This is a genomic window from Stenotrophomonas sp. YJH_SMC_101-4 (assembly GCF_059370395.1).
On record NZ_JCAFTP010000001.1, the window covers coordinates 843,179 to 864,420 of the forward strand.

The window sequence follows — 21,242 nt, forward strand, 5'->3', positions numbered from 1 at the left end:
CGCCGCCTGCGTCATCAGGACCAGCGGATCGATCGCATGGGCGCGATGAGCTCGGCGATGTTGAACATGGCCATCAACGCCGCCGGCTCACAGAGCCCGCGCGGTCGCATTGCGGTGGGTGCCGGCTTCCAGGGTGGCGAGCAGGCGCTGTCGATCGGATACGGTAAACGGATCGGCGAGCGTGCTTCCTTCTCGCTGGGTGGTGCCTTCAGCAATGGCGAGAGGTCTGCCGGCATGGGCTTCGGCGTAGACCTGTAACGCAATGCAGGGCAGGGGGCGCGCAGCGCCCCCTGTTCAGCCAACAAGCGCTGCGAACGTGCAGCAAACGTCATGCTGCGTCGCAAGGTGCCACTCACCATTCGCACTGGTACGGTCCAACCCGTTGCACCACCACCGACGGGGAGAGACGACGATGCGCAAGGTATTGCTGCTGTTGATCCTGCTGACCGGCCTGGCGCCCACTGCCTGGGCCGCGACGGTCAAGACCACCCATCGCACCATTGCCGGCTGGGATGGAACGCCTCTCGGGGCCTTCGTCATCGAACCGCAGGATGCGGGCGGCGGGCGCTATCCGCTGCTGGTGATGCCCAGCAGCTGGGCGGTGCCCAGCGTGGAGTACGTGGGGGTGGCGCAGTCGCTGGCACAGCGCGGCTATGTGGTGATCAGCTACAGCTCGCGTGGCTTCTGGGAATCCGGCGGCAGCATCGACATCGCCGGGCCCTCCACGGTGGAGGATGTCAGCGCGCTGATCGACTGGGCGCTGGACAACACCCGCGCTGACCCGGACCGGATCGGCGTTTCGGGCATCTCCTACGGTGCGGGCACCAGCCTGCTGGCGGCGGCACGCGATCCGCGCATCAAGGCCGTGGCCGCGCTCAGTGGCTGGGCCGATCTGCAGGCCTCGCTGTACAGCAACGACACCCCGAGCGCGCAGGGCATCGCACTGCTGGTTGCGGCCGGCCTGGTGACCGGACGCCCTGGCGCGGAGCTGGCCACGATCAACCGCAATGTTCTGGCGGGCAACTACCAGGGCGCGGTGGATTCGCTGTTGCCGGTGGCGGCGCAGCGCAGTCCCGCGGCCAGCATCGACGAGATCAACGCCAACCAGCCGGCGGTGTTCCTGGCCAACGCCTTCAACGACAGCCTGTTCCCGCCGGGCCAGCTGGTTGATTTCTTCAACCGGCTGAAAGGCCCGAAGCAGCTGCAGCTGCGCCACGGTGACCACGCGCTCAACGAAGCGCTCGGTGCACTGGGCATTCCCAACGAAGTCTATGACCAGGTGGGTGACTGGTTCGATCACTATCTGAAGGCAGTGGCCAACGGCATCGACCGCCAGCCGGCGGTGCAGCTGAAGTCACAGAAGGGCAGCTGGAGCAGTTACCCGGACTGGCAGGCGACCAGCAAGGGTGCGGTCAGCTACGGCCTGACCGCACCCTCTGGTTTGCTGCTGCCGACCGGCGGCCTGGCCGAGAACGGTGGCGGCACCGGCTGGAACTACCGCATCGGCAGCGGTTTGCTGACTGCGGCCAATTCCGGCGTGGCGATGGCCTCCGGCGCGCTGCAGATGATCAACCTGCCGCCGGGTGCCTACGTACCGTTTGTTGGCCGCAGTGCCGCCGGTGTCTGGCAGGGGCCGATCCAGTGGAGCGCCAAACGCCTGGACGGTGCGCCGGAAGTGCGCCTGACGGTCACGCCCAGCCGTGCCAACACCACGCTGTACACCTACCTGTACGCCGAGGATGTGCTGGGCAATGGTCAGTTGATCAGCCACAAGCCGTACACCTTGCGCGGTGCCACGCCGGGCCAGGCGAAAACGCTCGACCTGCGGCTGGAAGCGAGCAGCTGGAACCTTCCAGCCGGCAGCCGCCTGACCTTGGTGGTCGATACCGTGGACCTGCGCTATGCGGGCATCAGCCAGCTGGGTGGGGCGGTGACCTTCAGCTCGCCAGCCAATGCGCCGTCGGTGCTGAAAGTGCCGCTGCATTGATGTGCGGCCGCGCCCGTTGCGGCGGGCGCGGTACACCGGGCCGGAAAACTGCGAGACTCGTGTTTGTCCCGGCAAACGGATGAATCCATGGTCATTGCATGGCTGCTGCTCGGTGCGGTGCTCGCGGCACCCACCGCGAAAGGTGCGCCGATCGATTGGCCGGACACGCTGTTGAAGGATCTGGACGCTGCCGACGCCGCCCTGCGTGGCAGTCATCCGGGCGCAGTGGATCTGCGGAATCCCGGGTTCGGCGCGCAGCTCGACGAGGCCCAGGCGCTTGCACGTTCGCGTGCAGGTCGGGTCACCAACTACCAGGGCTACTGGTGGGCGATGAAAGGCTATGCGGCGTTCTTCAACGATGGGCATGTCAGCCTCAACGCGCTTGCCGACGCTCCCGATGTTCCAGCGCAGTGGCCCGGGTTCCTGACCGGTTTCGACGGCGATGCGCAGTTGGTCATGACCGTGGATGGTGGCCATGGCCATCCGCCACTTGGGGCGCGATTGCTGTCCTGTGATGGCATCGATGCACAGACGCTGGCTGCGCGCCGGATCGGGGACTTCAGCGGGCGCTGGAACCTGCAGGCCAGCCGCATCCATGGCGGTGGCGAAGTGCTGCTGGAGCAGGGCAATCCGTTCGTGCCCACGCTGAACGCCTGCGTCTTCCAGGTAGATGGACGCGAGAAATCCTACGCACTGCAGTGGCAACCACTGCAGGCGGCACAGCGCAAGGAGCGTCTGGCCGACACCCGGCGCAGCTTCCGCCCGGCCAACGGCTGGCGCATCATGCCCGATGGCGGCTACTGGATCACCACCAGCAGCTTCAATGCCGACCCCACGGAGCAGAACTTCAAGGAACTGACCGCCCTGCTTGAGCAGCTTGCTCCGAAAGCCGAAGCCCTGCAGCAGGCACCGTCGGTGGTGCTGGACGTGCGTGGCAACAGCGGCGGAGCTTCGCAATGGAGCATCGAACTGGCGCGATTGATCTGGGGCCGGGCCGCCGTGGACGTGCTGCCCGACCCCAGCTGGGTGGAGTGGCGGACCTCCGAGGCCAACATCGCCCAGTTGCGCAGCTTCCTGCAGAAGCTGGTGCAGGCGCCCGACGCGTCGCCAGAGCTGCGTCGCATGCTGGAGTCGGTGACGGCGGGCATGGCACAGGCACGCGGCCGGGGTGAGGCGTTGTGGCGCGAGCCGTCCGAGGCCAGCGCAGATACAGCACCAACCTCAGGCCCGGCCGCACCGCTGCGCAAGGGCAGGGTGGTGATCGTGGCTGATGCCGCCTGTGGTTCGGCCTGCCTGGATGCGCTGGACCTGTGGAAGCGGTTGGGCGCGGTGCAGGTGGGCGTCGAGACATCGGCCGACAGTCTCTACATGGACGTGCGGCCAGAGCGGCTGCCAAGCGGGCTGGCCAGGATTTCAGTGCCGATGAAGGTGTTCCGGGGGCGGGTGCGTGGTTCGAACGAACCGCACGTGCCCGATCATCGCTATACCGGCGACATGCGGGACACCGCAGCACTTGAGGCGTGGATCTCCGGACGATGATCCCGTCCTGGTGGCGTACCGGTGAAGCAGTTCCGGCACATTAAACCTTTTCACCGGCAGCTGCATCCAACCCGCAATGAGCCCGGCAACCGCTGCTGCAGCTCTACTGAACGAAGGAGCCCTCGGATGTGCGAACTGCCTCGTACTGCGCTTCAATGCGCGATGTTGATCATGCTGGTGCCTTTCGCAGCAGGTGCTGCGGTCACCGAAGTTCCCTTCGAGCTGGGCAAGGATCACCGGATCTACGTGGAGGGTACGATCAACGGCTCGCGACCACTGCGCTTTCTCGTCGATACAGGCGCGTCGGCCATGGCCGTTGCCAGGCACATCCAGCAGGACGCGAAGCTGGTCATTGACGACCAGAGTGAGAACACCGGTTCCGATGGCGTCACGCTTCTCGACTACAGCACGCACAACGCCGTGCAGATCGGCGGCGTGCAGCGACCGATGGGGGCCGTGGTGATCGACTACACGGGGCGCCCCTTCGATGCGGTACTGGGCTGGACCTTCTTCCAGGGCAAGGTGCTGGAGATCGACTACGACCGCAGCCTGCTGCGCGTGCACGACGATGTTCCCGACCTTGCCGGGTATGTCCGGGCCAACGTGCGCTGGATCGACAATATCCCGGCCATCCAGGTCACGCTCGGCAACGGCAGCAGCACTTTCGCACCCTGGCTTACCCTGGACACCGGCAGCAACGGCAACATCGACCTGTCCTACGCCTTCGGCAGCGCCCACCGCCTGCAGGAAGCGTTTCCGGAACGACTTGGAACATCACAGTTCAGCGGCAGCGCGGGCCGGAAGATCCGCGCGGTGGACGTGCGCGTGCCCGTGGCCAGCATCTCGACCCTGCAACTGAAGGGGCCGAAAGCCTCGATCACCGTCGATGACGATGGCTCCACGGACGACGGGACGCTTGGCAGCGAAGTCCTGCAGCAGTTCAATATCCTGCTGGATGCCCGTTCCGGCAGCATCTATCTGCGTCCCAACCGTCGCTTCGTCGCCACCCCGGCGGGGTGACCACGCGCGTTCGGCATTCAGCGCTGGACATCCGCACCTCCATCGCCCAGCAGGGCCAGCACCTGCGCCTCAGCTACCGGGCTGAAGTCACCGGGAATGGCGTGCTTCAACGCGCCCGCAGCCAGTCCGAAGCGCACTGTGCTTTCTGCGTCGAGCCCGGACAGCATTCCGTGCAGGATGCCGGCGGCAAAGGCATCGCCGCCCCCGATGCGATCAACGATACCGGGGAGCGGGCGCGGTGGTGCCTGCGCCCGCGAGCCGTCGCGGCCGAGCAGCAGCGCGCCCAGGATGTGATGGTCTGCGCTCACCACATCGCGCTGGGTGCACGCCAACCACTGCAGATGCGGGAATGCGGCAAAGGCGGCGGCCGCAGCGGCTTCGGTTCGGGCGACGGCATCGTCCTGCGGAAAGTGCAGCCCCAGCACCAGTTCGATGTCCCGATGATCGGCAAAGACAATGTCGGCCTCGGCGAAGACTTCGCGCAGGATCGCCCCGGCGTCGCCACCCCAACGTCGCCACAGTGAGGGACGGTAATTGCCGTCGAAGGACACCTGGACGCGCGCCGCGCGCGCCGCACGCACGGCCCCCAGCACGGACCCGGCCACGTTGTCGCCCAGCGCCGGGCTGATGCCGGAGACATGCAGCAGCTGCGCGCCGGACAGTAGAGCGGGCCACGCATGATCCTCGGCGCTGCTGTTTGCGAATGCAGACCCCGCCCGGTCATACACCACTTCACTGGCGCGGTGCACCGCACCGGGCGCCAGGAAGTACAGGCCCATGCGGTCGCGATCCACTTCGCGCACGCCGGCCACGCCTACGCCATGCCGCCGCAGCTCGGCCACGGCATGCCGGCCCAGCGCGTTGCCGGGTACCGTGCTGACCATCTGCACATCGTGGCCCAGGCAGGCCAGCGAGACCGCAACATTGGCCTCGGCGCCTCCTACATGGACCTGCAGCTGCGGCGTCTGCAGCAGCAGTTCACGACCCGGCGCACCCAGGCGCAGCAGCAACTCACCGAAACAAACCACGCGGCTCATCGGTTCCCTCTCAGTCGGCGGTGGCGCAGCCCAGCATGCGCAGATCGATGGCATCGGCCATGCGCCGGTAGCCTTCGTCGTTGGGATGCAGATGGTCGCGGGTGATGTCGTTGGGCAACGATTCCGCCGCTTTCGGATCACGCAGGGCGGCATCGAAATCGATGATGCCATCGAACCCGGTCTGCCCACCGCGTGCCCACTGGTTGATCGTGGTGCGGGTGGCTGCGGACACGGGCTCGTAGCGCTCGGAGCCGCCGAATGGGGTCAACGTACCCAGCCAGGCGCGGATGCCATGCGCATGCAGCCGCGCCGCAACCTGCTGATAGCCCGTCAGCATGTCCGCCGCATTGCGGCCAGGCAGCGGCTGCGCGCCACCGCTATGGCGGATGTCATTGATGCCTTCGAACAGGATCACCTGATCGGCATCGGCCGCCGCGATCACATCGCGATCCAATCGTGACAGTGCGCTGTGGCTGCGGCCATGGTCAAGCAGCTTGTTGCCGCTGATGCCCTGGTTGAGCACCACGAACCGGTTCGGGCAGGCCTGCTGCAGGCGCTGCGCCAACCGCTCCGGCCACTGGTTGAAGGTCCCGCGACGGGCTGTGGCACCTTCCGTGATGGAATCGCCCAGCGCCACGATCACCTGGGGACGATCTGCGCGCTGCACCATCACCGCCGAGAACACGTTCTGCTGGTAGCTCAGCCGCACGCTGTCGGCAACGGTTGCCTGCCTGCCGTCCGCTACCCGTAGCTCGGTGCGGCGCACGGCGGGACGGGTGGGCTGCGGGAAATAGGCACTCACGCTGATTTCCTGCAGCGCCGCCACCGGCATCCGCACCGGATCGCTCAGCAGCACGGCACCCACCGGCACCTCGATGACCGCGCGGCCATCCACCGTTACCGGTAGCGGTGCGGCCTTGCCGTTCTTTACTCCCACGCGCAGGTCCTCGACCCGCAAGGGTGCCGTGCCGAGCTCGTTGCTGATGCGCAGCCGCAGCGCATCGCCACGGCTGCCGATACGCATGTCCTGGCGCACGGTCTGTGCGGCGAACTGTACGGGTGCCTCGGCGGTGCCATCCTTGCGGTCAGGTGCCGGCGAGGCGGTCCAGGCGGTGACCCAGACCGGTGCAGCCAAAGCGGCAGGCGCGGCCGCGGCGGAACAGATCGTCAATGAAAGCAGGAGCGTCCAGCGCTGCATGAGCAGGATTCCAGTCAGGAGAAGTAGGTGCCGCCGTTGACGTCCAGATTCGCACCGGTGATGAACGCCGCCGCATCCGAGGCCAGGAATACAGCAGCGTCAGCGGCTTCGTCCGGCGCACCCTGGCGGCGCAGCGGGGTGGCGCCGGCAACGGCCGTGCGCACTTCCGGCTTGGTGAACTCGTCGTGGAAGCGGGTGGCGATCATGCCGCAGCACAGTGCGTTCACCCGGATACCCTTCGGCCCCAGCTCCTTGGCCATGGCGCGGGTGAAGGTCATCACCGCCGCCTTGGCGGTGGCGTAGATCGATGCGCCCGGGCCGCCGCCATCACGACCGGCCTGCGAGGCGAAATTGACGATGGCCGCGCCTTCGCGCATGTGCGGCACCACCGCGTGCGTGGTGAGATAGGTGGAGGTGATGTTGAGGTCCATCACCATGTGGAAGAACGCCGGGTCGATCTCGGCCAGCGGGCGACGCTGCACCATGCCACCGGCCACGTTCACCAGCAGGTCGATGCGCTCACCGAACGCGGTCTGTGCTGCAGCGACCAGGCCGGCAACGGCAGCGGCATCGGTGACGTCGGCGCGATGCACGATGGCCTGGCCACCGGCCGCCTGGATCTGCGCCAGCGTTTCCTGGGCACTGGCTTCATCATTGGCGTAGTTGATGCAGACGCGTGCACCGGCGGCAGCCAGTTTGATCGAAACGGCGCGGCCGATATCGCGGCCACCGCCGGTGACAATGGCCACCTTGTCCTGGAACGACATGCGGAAAACTCCTTGGTTTGCGGGGGAATGGATGTACTTGGAAAAGAAGGTGACCCAGGCTCAGCCGCCGCGGCGGTCGAGCTTCTGGATAGGCCCGGTCCACCCCCACAGCGCAGCCAGCGACAGCGGCACCAGCGCGGCAACGAGGATGAAGATCGGGGCGTAGGAGTGGCGGGTCAGCACCGGCACCAGCCAGGTGGTGATCAAGGTGCCGGCCACGGCGGCCAGGCCCCCCAAGCCCGCCAGCGTGCCCACCGAGCGGCCGTCGAACAGATCGCCGGGGAGGGTCTGGATGTTGCCGATGGCCACCTGGAAGCCGAACAGCACGGCGGCGATCGCCAGCACCGCCAGTAGCGGCTGGTTGGCCAGCACGGCAGCCAGCAGGGCAGGGGCCATGATCACGCAGCCCAGCGTGATGGCCAGCTTGCGGGCGCGGTCCACGCTGTGCCCGGCGCGGATCATCCGCCCGGACAGCCAACCGCCGCTGAGGCTGCCCAGCATCGCGCCAACGAACGGCACCCAGGCGAACAGGCCGATCTGCTTGATGTCGAAGCCGAAGGTTTCGGCCAGGTAGATCGGCAGCCAGGACACGAACAACCACCAGATCGGGTCCAGCAGGAAGCGGCAGGCGAGCATGCCCCAGCTCTGCCGGTGGGCCAGCAGCTCACGAACGCTGGCCTTCGGTGCCACCTCTGCCTGCTGCCCGGCCTGGTCTTCCTGGATCAACCGGCGCTCGGCATCGCTCACCCACGGATGCTTGTCCGGCCCGGCGCGGTAGACAAACAGCCATGGCAGCAGCCACAGGAAGCCGATCGCACCGACCAGCACGAAGGTGCCGCGCCAGCCCAGCCACAGGTACAGGCCGGCGATGGCCGGTGCGGAGACAATCGCGCCGATCGACGCACCTGCGTTGAACACGCCCTGCGCCAGTGCGCGCTCGCGTGCCGGGAACCACTCGGCATTGGCCTTGACCGCGCCTGGCCAGGCACCGGCCTCGCTGATGCCGAGCATCGCCCGCACCAGGCTGAAGGACAGCATCGAATGGGTGACCGAATGCAGGGCGATGGAGATCGACCACACGCTGATCGACAGGGCGAAACCCAGGCGCGTTCCGATCATGTCGAACAGGCGCCCGAACAGGAACTGGCCGGCGGCATAGAACAGCATGAACACCGTCACCAGCAGCGCGTAGTCATCCTTGGTCGCGCCCACTTCCCTGGCGATTTCCGGCCACATCACCGCCAGTGCGTTGCGGTCGATGTAGTTGATGACCGTAGCCACGGCGATCAGGCCCACGATCAGCCAGCGCACTGTTGAACGCACCGGCACCTTGCGCAGGTTGGCCACCACCGCAGGGCCGTTCATTTCGCGTCATCCTTGCTGCGGTCCATGCGCGCGTGGCTGCCGCTCCAGCCGTAGGCATGGCCGTCGACGGTCACGCTGTGCTCGCCCTTGGCGCTGCTGTCATCGGCCACGCCCAGCGCGATGCGGGCTCCACTGGCAAGGCGCAGTTCGATCACCTCGGCATCGCTGCCACGGGTGCGCACGATGTCCTTGATGCGGCTGTCGGCGCCGTGCACGTACTCGGCGGTGCCGTTGTACTCGCCGTGCGGCTCCAGCACGCTGAAGAAGGCCACGTCCTTCTGGCCTTCCACGCGCTGCAGCAGGGCCGGTTCGCGGCGCAGGTTGAATTCCGGGTCGTTGGCACCGCTTTCCACCAGCAGCGCCTGCGCGGGTGCGCTGCTGCCGAAGCGGTAGGTGTAGAAGCGGCCGTCCAGCAGCCAGGCCAGCGAACGCGGTTCGCTGCCGGGTTTGCTGCGTGCATCCAGCCACAGGTGCTGGTAGCCGTTGTCCTTGCCCAGCACCGGGCGGTGGGCGGGGAAGTGTTCGGCCTCGAAGCCGGTGGTGACGATGTGACCGTTGAAGTGCAGCGGCAGGTCGTAGCGCGCGGCCTTGTTACCGTGCACCTGCAACAGATCCAGCACCACTGGCAGACCCAGGTCGGGGTGGCGCAGCAGCGCCTGGGTGCGGGTGAAGATCACGCCTGGATACGCATCGCGCATCGTTGCCGAGGCGACCTGGGTATCGGCATCGGCCCGGAAGAAGCGCACCTGCGGCGCGTGTTCCTCGCCGCGTTTCCAGTCGCCCTTGAAGTGGCTCTGCTCGTCCACCACCAGGGTGTTGTGAGCCACGGTCTGCTTGGCCCAGCTGCGGTTCTCAGCCAGGTAGATGCCGCCGCGCTTGGCTTCCACGTTGAGGAAGCGGGCCGCGCCGTAGTCGGTCACCACCGGGTTGCCGTTGTCGTAGAACAACCAGTTGAGCTTGTCGAAGTGGCCGTGGCCCATGCCCTGCATGGTGTCCTTCTGCACCAGCGCCTGGCCGCGCTCGCCGTTCATGCGCAGAATGGCCAAGCCGCCGCGGTCGCCGTCAGGGCCGTCGCGCAGCAGCATCGGCCTGTAGTCGAAAGGCTTGGCCTTGTTCGCCGCCAGCGCCTGCGCCACCTCCAGCCCTTCGGGCGAAAGCAGCAGGCGCTTCTGCTGCTGGGCCACGGACAGCATGCGGTCATCACCGGTACGCGCATAGGCGATGCCGATGCCGGCCACCAGCTCTTCGGTGTCGATGCCTTTGTCCAGGATGGCGTCGTTGATCGGGAAGAACAAGCCGTTGTAGCTGGACTGCACCAGCACATCCACGGCCTTCAACAGCACGCCGTCACGGCGCGCGAAGATCTTCCGCTGAGGTTCGTTGCGTTCTATGGCATTGGCGAACAGCAGGAACGGCGCCAGTGCATAGCGCTGGTAGTAGGGGCCTTCCTCGTAGTAACCATCGGGCGAGAACAGCAGGTCGATCTGCCGAAGAAAGCCGAATTGATCGTCCTTCCGACTGCCGCGCAGGGATTTCTCCACCAGCTCAGGGTCGCGCAGCACGTAGCCGGTCATGCCGGTGGCGGCCACCGCCCAGGTGGCGTGGTTGTGGATCTGGTCGTAGTTCTTCGGCTCGCTGACGAGGAACTCGGCCATTGGCCGGAACACCTTCGATTCGATGGTGTTGCGGTCGTTGGCGGACAGCGCGTCGCGGATCGCGTCGTAGCCCTGGATGGCGTTGACCAGCCATACCGAATCGTTGAGCACCTGCCAGAACACGCGCCCGGGGATCTGCCCACGGCCTTCCGGGTGCGGGCCCAGCGTCGGGTAGAGCTGGGCATACTGCAGCAGCATGTCGCGCGCATAGTCCACGTAGGCCCTGTCGCCGGTCAGCCGGTACAGCGTGCCCGCCGCCAGCAGCGCCTGGTAGTTGCGCTTGTGCTGTTCATGGGTGCGCCCGCCGCCCTTGTCCTTGGGTACCGGCACGTCGATACCGGCTTTCATCATCTTCTTCAGCGTCGCCTCGGTGCGCGCCTGTTCCTTGGAAAACCACGGGTAGCGGCGGCCTTCGCTGGCCATCTGCTGCCACTGCGCGGCGGTGACCAGCACCGGCGCGGCCTCGGCCTGTCGCACGGCAGCAGTGGGGGCTGCGAACAGCGATGCGCTCGGCAGCAGGGCGAAGGGGGCGGCCAAAGCCAGGGAAATGAACAGCGGCTGCAACCTCATCGATCAACTCCATTGCGGGTGCGTGGCAGGGCAACTTCGCCCACCTTGGGATACCAGGCAACGCCGGTCGCCTCGCGCGCGGTCATTGCCAGGGCAGGATCGGCACCCACGGCGGGCAGGGCAGGCGTGGCAACCCACAATCCGCTATCAGCCTGCTGCAGGCTGACACCACGGCTCTCTACGCCTCCCGGGAACACAGTGCTGGCTGCCGGCGACTGCACGTTGCCACTGAAGTCGATACCGGCCAGCGAACTGGCGGCATTGGGCGGGTTCCTGCTGGTGCGGTTGACGATCAGGTTGCCGGTGAAGCGGCTGTTGCTGGCGGCCACCACGATGCCCTTCGCCTCATCATGGCCGACGCCGAAACTGATCTTCGCCACGTCCACGAAGGTGTTGCGGCTGATCGTGGCATTCACCACCGGCGCATAGCCGGACAGCGGCGGATTGGCCTGCGCATCCATCACCGCCAGTGCCGAACGGTTGCTGGACCCGGCCAGCCGTTCAAAGTAGTTGTTGCTGACGGTCTGGTCGGCGTTGATGATGCGTACGCCGCCGGTGCCGGCCTTGTCATCGCCGAGGAAGACATTGTCGATCACCCGGTTGCCATTGCCGTGGCGCAGGGTCAGTGCTCCGGCCGAACGATAGAACACGTTGCCGCGGTAGGTATTGCCGCCAGACTTGTTGGAGACGATTTCGGTCTCGCCGTCGCAGCCTTCGAACCAGTTGTTCTCCACCGTGCTGTTGGAATTGCTCAGTGAGGTGTCACTGGTGCCGACGCGAATCGTTTCACCGCCGTTGACGCCCAGCGCTGGGCGTGGGCCGAACCAGTTGTGGTCGATGCGGTGCTGGTTGTCCAGGCCCTGGGTGGCATCGCGCACCACCACCACGGTCGGCCCGGCATTGGTCTTGCCGCGCAGCTGGCTGTGATCGAGGCGGTTGTGGCTGCCATAGAAGGAAACCCAGTAGTCCTGGTCGCTGGCATCGGGGTTGGTGTAGTCGTCGATCACCAGGCCGGTGACGCGGCTGTTGCTGGCGACGGCCTTGCTCGATTCGCGGAATGCCACCACCGCATCACCCGGTGCGTAGCCGTTGCGGAACACCAGGTTGGACACCTGCAGGTAGCTCCCTGCCAGGCGCAGGTCCGAGCGCCCGCTGAAGACGACCTTGCCGGCGGTCTGCGCGCGCAGCGTGATCGGCGCGGCTGCCGTGCCCTGGCCCTTCAGCAGCAACCGGGCGTCGGTCCAGATGCCGTCAGCCAACACGATCTCATCGCCGGGCTGCAGCGCCGAGGCGGCGGCAGTGAACTCAGCGACATCGTGGACGAGCCAGCTGGTAGCACTTGCCGCTGAAGTGGTCAGGCACATGACCAGACCAGTGGCCAGGCAAAACAGTGATGGATAGTTGGACGGGTGACGTGCCAGCGAGTGAATGCGCATGAAATCCTTCCAGGGACGGCCCGGCCGTCGTTTCAGGGTGGGTCTGCATACCACTTTCGGGTCTGTTGTAAGCCAGCTTTCGCGCAAAGTCATGCTGCAGAAGCACATTAAATTGCGATCAACTGGTATGGATCAAAGGCATTTGAACATTCACATACCAATTGGTTGACATTTTCATGTCGCCGTGCCGAAGCTGCGTCCCACGCCTGGCATGCAGGCGATCCTTTGGGAGGAGGAAACCATGCGGCGACCCGCCGGAGCAGTGCACAGCATCTCGTTGTCCCCCACACCCCTGATCGTGGCGCTGCTCGCCGTGCTGGCGGGCCTGCCCACGGCCCAGGCGCAATCCAGCAAGGAGGCAGCAGGGCAGGATCCCACCACGCTGGACCAGGTGCAGGTCACCGGCATCCGCGAATCGATGCAGAGTTCGATCAACAAGAAGCGCGACGACACCGTCATTGCCGACGTGCTCTCGGCCGATGACATCGGCGACCTGCCGGCGCCCTCGCTGGCCGACGCGATCGAGACCCTGACCGGCGCCGCCTCGACCCGCGACAAGACCGGGGCCTCGGAAATCTCCATCCGTGGCCTGGGCGCCTTCCTCAGCAGCACCAACTTCAATGGCCGCGAGATCACCAACGGCAGTGGCGACCGCTCGGTGAACTTCAACATGTTCCCCGCCGAGCTGATCAATACGGTCGCCATCTACAAGACCCAGCGCGCCGATATCATCGAAGGCGGCGTGGCCGGCACCATCGGCCTGGAAACAGTGCGCCCACTGGAGTACGGCAAGCGGGCGGCGCAGATCGATCTGCGTGGCAGCTGGGCCGAGTATGACAAGAAGTACCGCGACGACGACGGCATCGGCTACCGCGGCACCGCCAGCTACATCGACCAGTTCGAGTTCGGCAACGGGCAGAAGCTGGGCATTTCGCTGGGTTTCCAGCGCCTGGACGGCACCGATCCGGAAGAGAGCATCACCAGCGGTTCCACCTGGTATGCCTGCGATGGCACGCAGAACGTGGGCAATGCCAACTGCAATGAAGTGTCCGCGCAGGCCATCGCCAACGGCGCACCGTACTACCTGGTGCCCAGCAGCCGCATCTACCGGCTCAAGCAGGAGCGCAACGACCGCCAGAGCGAGTTCGCTGCCCTGCAGTGGCGGCCCAATGACGTGGTTGAAGTGAATCTCGACTTCGAACACACCGAGCGCAACTGGTACGAGAACCGCAGCGATCTGAGCCTGTCCAACGCACGTCGCGGCATCACCCAGCGCGACGTGGACGCAGACGGCATCGTGCGCCACCTGCATGGCAGCACCTCGATCGACTCCACCTCCAACCGCTACTGGCGTGGCGAGGAATACACCGGGGGTGGCCTGAACCTGATCCTGCGACCGACCCCGGCCTGGGAGCTGTCCACCGATCTTTCGTACTCGCATACCAATCGCCTCGATAGCGAGCGCATGACCCGCCTGCGCGCGAACCAGCGCGACGTCAACAATGCCGCCGTGCCCGGCATCAGCAGTGGTGCCACCGGCTACGTGGACTATGACTGGGACTGGCACGGCGAAGTGCCCAGTGTCGCGCTGGCGCCGAACTTCGACCCCACCAACTGGGACGCCTACACCGGGGCGGCGCGGGTGACCTCAAGCGCAACGGAGAATGACCACAAGATCAAGGCCGGCCGCTTCGATGCCAGTTTCATGCCCGAGTCCGGTTTCTTCACCCGCATCAAGGGCGGCGTGCGCGCCAGCCAGGCCGACTACCGCCTGCGCGACAACACTCTGGTAACCGACTACGACCAGCGCGTGGCGGCCGACAAGGCGAAGATCATCGCTGCCAACCAGGCCTGCCGTGCACCATTCCCCCAGGATGACTTCATGGATGCCGCCAGCGGCAACACGATCTCCTCGTGGGCGTACTTCGATCCGAACTGCCTGTACCAGTCGTTCCGTGGCAGCCTCGACAGCGGGCTGGATCCGGGTTTCCAGGATCCGAACAATGTCGATATCACCGAGAAGACACGCGCGCTCTATCTGCTGGGTGAGTTCAGCAGCAGCCTGTTCGGTTTGCCGGTGACCGGCAACCTCGGCCTGCGCTGGGTCAAGACCGATGTTCGCTCCGAAGGCGTGCGTACCGGCCTGCGTATCGAGGACAACGGTGACGGGACGATCCGCCTGCAACCCACCGGTGAGTACAGCACGCAGGTGTTCAAGGCGGGCAACGACAAGCTGCTGCCCAGCCTCAACGCGGCCTTCGAACTGCGCCCGGATGTGTTGCTGCGGGTCGGTGCATACCGCGCGATGTCACGGCCGGACATCGCCGCGCTGGGTGCGGGGCGCACCATCAACGTGAGCAGTGATGCCACCTACGGCAACCTGGCCGATGCGCTGGATGACATCAGCGCCAGTGGCAACCCGGCGGCACAGCCGCTGATGTCCTGGAACGGCGACCTGTCACTGGAGTGGTACCCGAACCCGGACACGATGCTGGCCGGCGCGGTGTACTGGAAGCAGTTCAACGGCGGCACCGCCACCGCGCTGGTGCCGGAGACCTACACCATCGACGGCCAGAGCGTGACTGTGCCGGTGCGGCAGCAGGTAACCACCGACGAGGACAGCACGCTGACCGGCTTCGAGCTGACCGCCACCCATCGACTGTCGTACCTGCCCAAGCCGTTCGACGGGCTGGGCTTCAAGGTCAGCTACAACTACGCCGATGCCGACTACCGGACCCAGGACTCACGACTGGGCGAGCAGCTGGCCAGTGATGGCACGATCATTCCGGCGATCGTGCCGCCGGCGGGTCTCAGCGGCTTCTCGCGGCACGTCCTGTCCGGCTCGATCTACTGGGACGTCGGGCGCTTCAACATCCAGGCCATCGGCAAGTTCCGCTCGCACTACTACCAGGACTTCACCGGCAACACCGCGCAGCAGAACCGCTACTATGATGACAACACCAGCGTGGACCTGCGCCTGCGCTACCGGGTGAACAAGCAGTTGTCGCTGTCGCTGGAGCTGATGAACCTGACCAACGAGCCGCGCGTGGCCTACCAGCCGCTTTATGGGAACTTCCGCGAAGTGGTGACCTACGGGCGGCGTGCGTATTTCGGTGTACGATACAAGTTCTGAACAGGGCGGCGCGGCCAGTGGTCGCGCCGTCACTCCAACCGGACCCTTGCCGGCCGCGGTGGCAGGGCAGGGACCCGGAGGGAATCGCCAAGGGTCAGCCGCATGTCCGCCAACCGCCTTTACCAGACCATCGCTGCCAAGCTCCGCAAGCTGATAGAGGACGGCGAATTTCCGCCGGGCTCGCGGCTGCCGGGCGAGCGTGAACTGGCCGAACGGTTCGGTGTCAGCCGGGTCACCATCCGCGAAGCCGAGATCGCACTGGAAGCACAGGGCTGGATCGCCATCCGCATCGGTTCGGGCGTGCATGTGAAGCCGCGCCCGACGCAGGCGTCCGGCGGGCTGCCGGATGTCAGCGCCTTCGACCTCACCGCTGCCCGCGCGGTATTCGAAGCCGAGGCTGCCGCGCTGGCTGCCAGCAATCTGGATGATGCCGGCATTGCCGAATTGCAGGCGTTGGCCGAAGCGCTGTGCCGTCGCGACCTGAGCGACGCCGAAGCCGGCGAGTACGACCGCCGTTTCCACCTGGCCATCGCACGGCTTTCCGGCAATCCGGTGGTGGAATTTTTCGTGCAGCAGATCTGGCGCATGCGCAGCGAACTGCCGCGGGTGAGCGAGGTCTATGCCCGGGTCTGCCACGATGATGGCGCCAGCCGTGCCGACGAGCACATGGCCATCTTCGAAGCCCTGCGTGCGCGTGATCCGGTGGCCGCACGCAATGCGATGCGCCATCACTTCCAGCGCCTGTTCGAAGCCATGCTGCAGGCGACCGAAAGCCAGGCGCTGGAGGAGATCCGCCGGCGCACGCAGCAGGATCGTGAACGGTTCATGGCGACGACGCGTATCTGAAAGGCGTTCTGCGGGCGACGACCTGATGTGGCTGGCTACCGCCGTCGGGCTTGATGCCCACGGCCTTTCTACACCGCTGGAACCGTGATCCGCTGCAGATCCAGCTTGGCCCTGAGCGCATAGTGCTTGCGGGTGACCGGCACGGTGCAGGTCAGGCGTGGATCCAGGTAGTCCTTGAACATCGGCGGTCGCGAAGCGCCCAGATAGAACGGCCGATCCTGCTTCACCGCGGCGGGCAGCAACACGTCGGACAGATCGCTGTCGGACGCATCGGTCACCAGGCAGGGGGCATGGCGGAAGCCGAGCCTGCGCAGCAGGTACAGCCGGTGCGAGCCGTTGGTCAGGATGATCCGGCGGCCAATGCGTGTGGCGCTGATCAGGTTGTCGCTGAAACCGAGATAGACGACAAGGGCGTGGCTGGCTGCGCCGAACGGCTCGTAACCGGCGATGGTGCGAGGGTCGATCGTCGCCACGTCGAGGAAGCGCAGGTCGTTGGACGCAGATGCGAACGTGTAGATGCCATCGGACTGGGTAAAGCGCACATCCGGATGTGCGTGGCGTCCACGTCGCGCCACCAGCTCCATGATCTCGCTTGCATCGGGTGACGCGGCCGTGGCCGCTGCAAGCTGATCGATGTGGCGCAGGTTGATGCACTCCTGGAAAACCACCAGCCGGTCGATCTCCACCATCTTCCAACTGCGTGGGACCATGCTCGTCATGCGGTGCATCGAGGGTTGGCGAAGCGCCTGCTCGGCCAGTGGCCGCATCTCTTCGGGCAGGTCGAGGACGTCCATGGCATCGGCGTGGTCTGCTTCATCGTGATGAAGGCGACGCACCAGGGCGCGGGCTTCCCGCCACTGCTCCACCAGCATCGCTTCATCAAAGCTTCCTGGTGGGCAACGCTCCCTGACGAAGCGGATGAACTTCGGCAGTGGAAACAGGCCCTTCAGCAGAAGGGTGGAATCAAGGCCATCGTCATTGATCTCGGTGGGCATCCATCTCGCTCTCTTGGGAGTCGCTGCAGCGGCGTCCGATCACGGTCGGTCGTCACACCAAAATAATATGTTATATCGTAACATTTACGTGCCTTGGCGGCAATCGTCCTGAAACACGCAGGGCGAGGCTGGCTTGGCCGCTGTGCATCCACGGCATCGCGTGGGTGCATCCACTGACTAGAGGAGATGTTCATGAACGAACTGATTGAGCTGGGCGTAGTGGCTGGAGAGCAGAATCACGAAGACCAGGGTCAACTGATCGAGCTGGGCTCGGTGGTTTCCGAAACGAAGGCGCACAACCACGGCACGTTGTGGGATGGCGTCTTCCCGACCACCTCGCCCTGATCCATCGCACCCTGCATGACCTGCGGTGCATGCCCCCCGCATGCACCGCTCTGATGCCTGCAGCAGCATGAGATCACGCTCGCGATGGACCAGCCTGAAACCACCTACTTCCTTTCGAAGCACGCACATGTCTGTGTGACCGGTGACGCAATGGTCATTCTTGATCAGGCCTCCGGCAGCTATCTCGCCATCGATCGGCGCGGAGCGGCGGCGCTTGGCGGGCTGGTGCAGGACTGGCCCCTGGCCTCCGATGGAGCGCCGAGGCCGAGGATGCTGCAGTCGCTGCTTGATCGGCGCCTGATCACCCAGGATCCGCTGCGTGGCAAATCCGCAGCAAGCGCCGAAATCGCGTTGCCCCGGCACTGGGTGCGCGAGGGCGAGTCCCGAGGATGTCCGCCGATCACGGCCCGCGATGTGCGCCGGTTCCTGGCCTCGGTCACGCGCGCGGCCTGCAGCAGGACGTTCCTGCCTTTCAGCTACACGGTGTCGGCAGCCCGCAGGCGCGGTCAGGAAGCTACGCCGGGCGAGGTGGATCTGCAGCAGCTGGCCCTCCTGGTCCGGGTGTTCGATTGGTTGCGACCGATCGCCTTCAGGAAGACCGATGAGTGCTTCCTCTACTGCCTGGCCATGCGTGAGTTCCTGTCGCGGTACGGCATCGTTCCGGCGTGGGTGTTCGCGGTGCGGACCCAGCCGTTCGCAGCGCATTGCTGGTTGCAGCACGGCGACCAGGTTCTGACCGACATCCCCTTCAACCTGCGCCGGATGACGCCCATCCTGGTGCTGTAACCGGCCTGAGGCATGTACCGATACATCGCTCTGTTCTGGAACGAACATTCCGAATCCGCTCGTGCGCAGGCTTTGCAGGCCATGGAACGGATCGAGGCAGACCGCCCCGGAATCGCCTGCGTGATGAAGGGCAGCGGCGGCGCCATCTATGCCCAGACCGACAACCCCGGCTACTTCGAGTACAGCCGGTCCGGCCCGCTGGTGATACTCGGCAAGCTGTTCCACAAGGTGTTCGCCGCCGATACCGTTCCCGCACAGGCATTTCCCGATGCTGCATCCGCAGACAGCGCCTGCAGTACGCAGGGCAGGAGCCTGGTGGAGCAGTACTGGGGGCGCTACGTTGCCGTGGGCTACCAGCCGGATACCGCCAGCTGGTTCGTGCTGCGCGATCCGACGGCGGAGATTCCGTGCTACATGACCACGGTCGATCAGTTGACGGTGGTCTTTTCGAGCATGGAAGACTGCCTGCTGCTGGGAGTGGGTGACTTCAACGTCGACTGGTCGTTCCTGTCCTACTCGCTGCTGTTCCCGTTCCGTGACGGCCTGCAGACAGGCTTCGAGGAGGTCAGCGCGCTCGAGGCGGGCGAGGCAGTGACGATCCGTGATGGCCGGCCGATCGGCCGGCACTACCAGTGGGATGTGGTGCGGCAGGCCAGTGAAGCGCCCATCGAAGATCTGGAGGAAGCCGTGCAGCTGGCACGTGCAACGCTGCTGGGCTGCATTGGTGCGCTGGCGAGCCAGCATCGATGCATCCAGCTTCAGTTGTCCGGCGGGCTGGACTCCTCCATCGTCCTCGCCGGCCTGCTGCATGCACCCTCCGCACCGGAGGTGAAATGCGTCCATCACTACGATGCCGGCATTGGTGCCGATGAGCGCATGTTCGCGCGCATGGCCGTTGCCGGTGCCCGTGAATCCTCCGGAAGGAGCTGCGAGTTCGTCGAGTACCAACGGCAGCCGCACTGCTCGCTGGAAGAGATCATGGACTTCCCGCGAACCGCGCGTCCTGCGCATTGCTCGGGTTACCTGCTGCATCGGCGCGACGTGGATGTTGACGCGGACACGGTGCAGTTCACCGGTGTCGGCGGCGATGCGGTCTTCCTCCGCTTCAAGGGCAATGCCGCTGCCATCGATTATGCGTGGCGGCGTGGGATCGACCGCGACTTCTTCCGTGTCGCGTTCGAAACTGCGCAGTCGGGCGATTCGCTGTACGGGGTATTCAAGGATGCCTTCGTCCATGGCGTGTTCAAGAAGCCAGGCAGCATCAACGGCCGCTGGGGCAACCCGTGCGAATGGGTGAAGGTGGATGCGTCCGAACAGGATGGCCTGCCGCCGGCCTGGCTGCGGCATGCACGCGCACAGGGGTACAGGCTCTCTCCGCACAAGCTGGCGCACATTGGCCGGATGATCTTCCCGACCAGCGTGCTCGATCCCTTCGAGGGTGCAGGACGCTGGCACGGCGTATCCCCCATCAGCGCACAGCCTGTGGTGGAACTGTTCGCCCGCCTGCCGCTGCACCTGCTGATGGCCGGCGCGGAAGACAGGACGATCGCGCGTCGTGCACTGCAGGGCCTGCTGCCGCAGGCGCTGCTCTCGCGCAAGGTGAAGTCCTACCTGGACGATCACTCGGTGGCCGTCACCCAGCGGCATCAGCAGTTCATCAGGGGCCTGCTGGTGGATGGCCTGCTGGCCCGGCGGGGCTACATCGACAGCGCATCGGCCGACGCGGGCATCCGCAGGGTCAGCCCCGATCACTCATCCCAGGTGCTGGGTATCTTCGGCCCGCAGGTCAACATCGAAGCGTGGCTCAGGCGTTGGATGGGCCGGCCAGGCGTGCCTGCGGCCGGCGCGGCCTAGGCGCTCCGGCTCATTTCCTCAAGGTAGAGGTTCTCAAGATCATTGGCGGTGATCGTGCTGGCATCCAGCGTCCTGCGCAGCCTGCCGGCCTCCATCAGTCCGATGGTGGTCGCCACTTCGCGGGCACGGAACAGATCGTGGGTGGCCATCAGGATCGCCGTGCCGCGATCGCGCTGGCGCACGATCAGCTCGTGGAACTCGGCCGAGGCGGTCGGGTCCAGGCCGGACGTCGGCTCATCGAGGAGCAGCGCCCTGGCTTCCTTGATGATGGCCAGCGCGATGCCCACCTTCTGGCGCATGCCCTTGGAGTAAAGCCCGACGCGCCGCCCGAATGCCTCGGGTGCCAGGCCAGCGGACCTGAGCGCGTCCTTCAGCCGTGCGGACGAGCGCTGCTCCACCGCAGCCAGGCGCGCGAAGTAATCCAGGTTTTCATAGCCGGTCAGTTCGTCATACAGCGCCACGTTCTCCGGGATGTACAACAGGCGCCGGCGTACCTCGTGTGGCTGCTGCCAGGCACTGAGCCCATCAACCTCGGCGGATCCGGAGGTGGGTTCGAGGAAGCCCAGGAACAGCTTGATCGTGGTCGATTTGCCGGCCCCGTTGGCACCCAGCAGGCAGAAGATCTCGCCGGGGCGCACCGTGAAGCTCACATCATCCAGCGCCCGATGCGTGCCGTGTTCCTTGACCAGATGCGTTGCAGTCAGCATGT

General features: G+C 65.7%; 16 protein-coding genes and 1 pseudogene. 9 read left to right on the forward strand and 8 right to left on the reverse strand.

What is annotated here, in order from left to right:
- Positions 1–18 precede the first annotated feature (18 nt).
- From AC5P8D_RS03910 to AC5P8D_RS03925, 4 genes and pseudogenes are all read left to right on the forward strand, one after another.
- Positions 19–258: pseudogene (locus AC5P8D_RS03910) on the forward strand (YadA-like family protein); the annotation flags it as partial.
- Between the two features lie 154 nt (positions 259–412).
- Positions 413–1,987 (forward strand): S15 peptidase family protein, encoded by a 1,575-nt coding sequence (locus tag AC5P8D_RS03915; protein ID WP_049409642.1) that lies wholly within the window; start codon positions 413–415, stop codon positions 1,985–1,987.
- Positions 1,988–2,074: 87 nt separating this feature from the next.
- Positions 2,075–3,526, forward strand: coding sequence for a S41 family peptidase (locus AC5P8D_RS03920; RefSeq protein ID WP_495203093.1), 1,452 nt, complete (start codon positions 2,075–2,077; stop codon positions 3,524–3,526).
- A gap of 21 nt (positions 3,527–3,547) precedes the next feature.
- Positions 3,548–4,546 carry a retropepsin-like aspartic protease gene (locus AC5P8D_RS03925; protein WP_235650527.1) on the forward strand — a complete coding sequence of 333 codons (999 nt, stop codon included), beginning with the start codon at positions 3,548–3,550 and terminating at the stop codon, positions 4,544–4,546.
- A gap of 17 nt (positions 4,547–4,563) precedes the next feature.
- Here the strand turns inward: AC5P8D_RS03925 and AC5P8D_RS03930 are convergent, their stop codons facing one another.
- From AC5P8D_RS03930 to AC5P8D_RS03955, 6 genes are read right to left on the reverse strand one after another with little or no spacing between them, the layout of a single operon-like run.
- Positions 4,564–5,583, reverse strand: a complete 1,020-nt coding sequence (locus AC5P8D_RS03930; RefSeq protein ID WP_019336526.1) for a sugar kinase — start codon at positions 5,581–5,583, stop codon at positions 4,564–4,566.
- A 10-nt stretch (positions 5,584–5,593) separates the two neighbouring features.
- Entirely contained in the window at positions 5,594–6,781 is a 1,188-nt protein-coding gene (locus AC5P8D_RS03935; protein ID WP_197576447.1) for a GDSL-type esterase/lipase family protein, read from the reverse strand.
- 14 nt (positions 6,782–6,795) lie between these two features.
- Positions 6,796–7,548, reverse strand: coding sequence for an SDR family NAD(P)-dependent oxidoreductase (locus AC5P8D_RS03940; RefSeq protein ID WP_053443078.1), 753 nt, complete (start codon positions 7,546–7,548; stop codon positions 6,796–6,798).
- Positions 7,549–7,608: 60 nt separating this feature from the next.
- The gene (locus tag AC5P8D_RS03945) at positions 7,609–8,913 is read right to left on the reverse strand and encodes an MFS transporter (protein WP_495203094.1); all 1,305 of its coding nucleotides are present in this window, start codon (positions 8,911–8,913) and stop codon (positions 7,609–7,611) included.
- Positions 8,910–11,138, reverse strand: coding sequence for an oligoalginate lyase (locus AC5P8D_RS03950; RefSeq protein WP_053443076.1), 2,229 nt, complete (start codon positions 11,136–11,138; stop codon positions 8,910–8,912). Before AC5P8D_RS03950 ends, AC5P8D_RS03945 begins: the two co-directional genes overlap by 4 nt.
- Positions 11,135–12,574: a polysaccharide lyase 6 family protein gene (locus AC5P8D_RS03955; RefSeq protein WP_329764436.1), complete on the reverse strand. Its 1,440-nt coding sequence runs from the start codon at positions 12,572–12,574 to the stop codon at positions 11,135–11,137. Before AC5P8D_RS03955 ends, AC5P8D_RS03950 begins: the two co-directional genes overlap by 4 nt.
- A 241-nt stretch (positions 12,575–12,815) precedes the next feature.
- On the opposite strand from AC5P8D_RS03955, the gene AC5P8D_RS03960 reads away from it, so the two are divergent.
- Positions 12,816–15,707, forward strand: coding sequence for a TonB-dependent receptor (locus AC5P8D_RS03960; protein WP_126561208.1), 2,892 nt, complete (start codon positions 12,816–12,818; stop codon positions 15,705–15,707).
- 102 nt (positions 15,708–15,809) lie between these two features.
- On the forward strand, positions 15,810–16,553 hold the full coding sequence (locus AC5P8D_RS03965) for a FadR/GntR family transcriptional regulator (protein ID WP_019336533.1): 744 nt from the start codon (positions 15,810–15,812) through the stop codon (positions 16,551–16,553).
- Between the two features lie 68 nt (positions 16,554–16,621).
- Here the strand turns inward: AC5P8D_RS03965 and AC5P8D_RS03970 are convergent, their stop codons facing one another.
- Entirely contained in the window at positions 16,622–17,548 is a 927-nt protein-coding gene (locus AC5P8D_RS03970) for a hypothetical protein (protein ID WP_049455192.1), read from the reverse strand.
- Between the two features lie 192 nt (positions 17,549–17,740).
- On the opposite strand from AC5P8D_RS03970, the gene AC5P8D_RS03975 reads away from it, so the two are divergent.
- The 3 genes from AC5P8D_RS03975 to AC5P8D_RS03985 all read left to right on the forward strand — a co-directional run bounded on the left by AC5P8D_RS03975 (position 17,741) and on the right by AC5P8D_RS03985 (position 20,533).
- Entirely contained in the window at positions 17,741–17,893 is a 153-nt protein-coding gene (locus AC5P8D_RS03975; protein ID WP_231298868.1) for a hypothetical protein, read from the forward strand.
- Positions 17,894–17,977: 84 nt separating this feature from the next.
- On the forward strand, positions 17,978–18,679 hold the full coding sequence (locus AC5P8D_RS03980; RefSeq protein WP_126561210.1) for a lasso peptide biosynthesis B2 protein: 702 nt from the start codon (positions 17,978–17,980) through the stop codon (positions 18,677–18,679).
- Positions 18,680–18,760: 81 nt separating this feature from the next.
- Positions 18,761–20,533, forward strand: a complete 1,773-nt coding sequence (locus AC5P8D_RS03985) for an asparagine synthase-related protein (RefSeq protein WP_414614294.1) — start codon at positions 18,761–18,763, stop codon at positions 20,531–20,533.
- Here the strand turns inward: AC5P8D_RS03985 and AC5P8D_RS03990 are convergent.
- Positions 20,530–21,240, reverse strand: a complete 711-nt coding sequence (locus tag AC5P8D_RS03990; RefSeq protein WP_049409663.1) for an ABC transporter ATP-binding protein — start codon at positions 21,238–21,240, stop codon at positions 20,530–20,532. The two genes, AC5P8D_RS03985 and AC5P8D_RS03990, sit on opposite strands and share 4 nt — an antisense overlap.
- Between the last annotated feature and the right edge of the window lie 2 nt (positions 21,241–21,242).

What these genes read in the sequence shown, in the direction of transcription:
- AC5P8D_RS03955 (WP_329764436.1), bottom strand. Translation starts at nt 12,574, where the DNA reads ATGCGCATTCACTCGCTGGCACGTCACCCGTCCAACTATCCATCACTG.
- AC5P8D_RS03950 (WP_053443076.1), bottom strand. Translation starts at nt 11,138, where the DNA reads ATGAGGTTGCAGCCGCTGTTCATTTCCCTGGCTTTGGCCGCCCCCTTC.
- AC5P8D_RS03960 (WP_126561208.1), top strand. Translation starts at nt 12,816, where the DNA reads ATGCGGCGACCCGCCGGAGCAGTGCACAGCATCTCGTTGTCCCCCACA.
- AC5P8D_RS03940 (WP_053443078.1), bottom strand. Translation starts at nt 7,548, where the DNA reads ATGTCGTTCCAGGACAAGGTGGCCATTGTCACCGGCGGTGGCCGCGAT.
- AC5P8D_RS03945 (WP_495203094.1), bottom strand. Translation starts at nt 8,913, where the DNA reads ATGAACGGCCCTGCGGTGGTGGCCAACCTGCGCAAGGTGCCGGTGCGT.
- AC5P8D_RS03930 (WP_019336526.1), bottom strand. Translation starts at nt 5,583, where the DNA reads ATGAGCCGCGTGGTTTGTTTCGGTGAGTTGCTGCTGCGCCTGGGTGCG.
- AC5P8D_RS03920 (WP_495203093.1), top strand. Translation starts at nt 2,075, where the DNA reads ATGGTCATTGCATGGCTGCTGCTCGGTGCGGTGCTCGCGGCACCCACC.
- AC5P8D_RS03980 (WP_126561210.1), top strand. Translation starts at nt 17,978, where the DNA reads ATGGACCAGCCTGAAACCACCTACTTCCTTTCGAAGCACGCACATGTC.
- AC5P8D_RS03935 (WP_197576447.1), bottom strand. Translation starts at nt 6,781, where the DNA reads ATGCAGCGCTGGACGCTCCTGCTTTCATTGACGATCTGTTCCGCCGCG.
- AC5P8D_RS03970 (WP_049455192.1), bottom strand. Translation starts at nt 17,548, where the DNA reads ATGCCCACCGAGATCAATGACGATGGCCTTGATTCCACCCTTCTGCTG.
- AC5P8D_RS03965 (WP_019336533.1), top strand. Translation starts at nt 15,810, where the DNA reads ATGTCCGCCAACCGCCTTTACCAGACCATCGCTGCCAAGCTCCGCAAG.
- AC5P8D_RS03990 (WP_049409663.1), bottom strand. Translation starts at nt 21,240, where the DNA reads ATGCTGACTGCAACGCATCTGGTCAAGGAACACGGCACGCATCGGGCG.
- AC5P8D_RS03915 (WP_049409642.1), top strand. Translation starts at nt 413, where the DNA reads ATGCGCAAGGTATTGCTGCTGTTGATCCTGCTGACCGGCCTGGCGCCC.
- AC5P8D_RS03985 (WP_414614294.1), top strand. Translation starts at nt 18,761, where the DNA reads ATGGAACGGATCGAGGCAGACCGCCCCGGAATCGCCTGCGTGATGAAG.
- AC5P8D_RS03975 (WP_231298868.1), top strand. Translation starts at nt 17,741, where the DNA reads ATGAACGAACTGATTGAGCTGGGCGTAGTGGCTGGAGAGCAGAATCAC.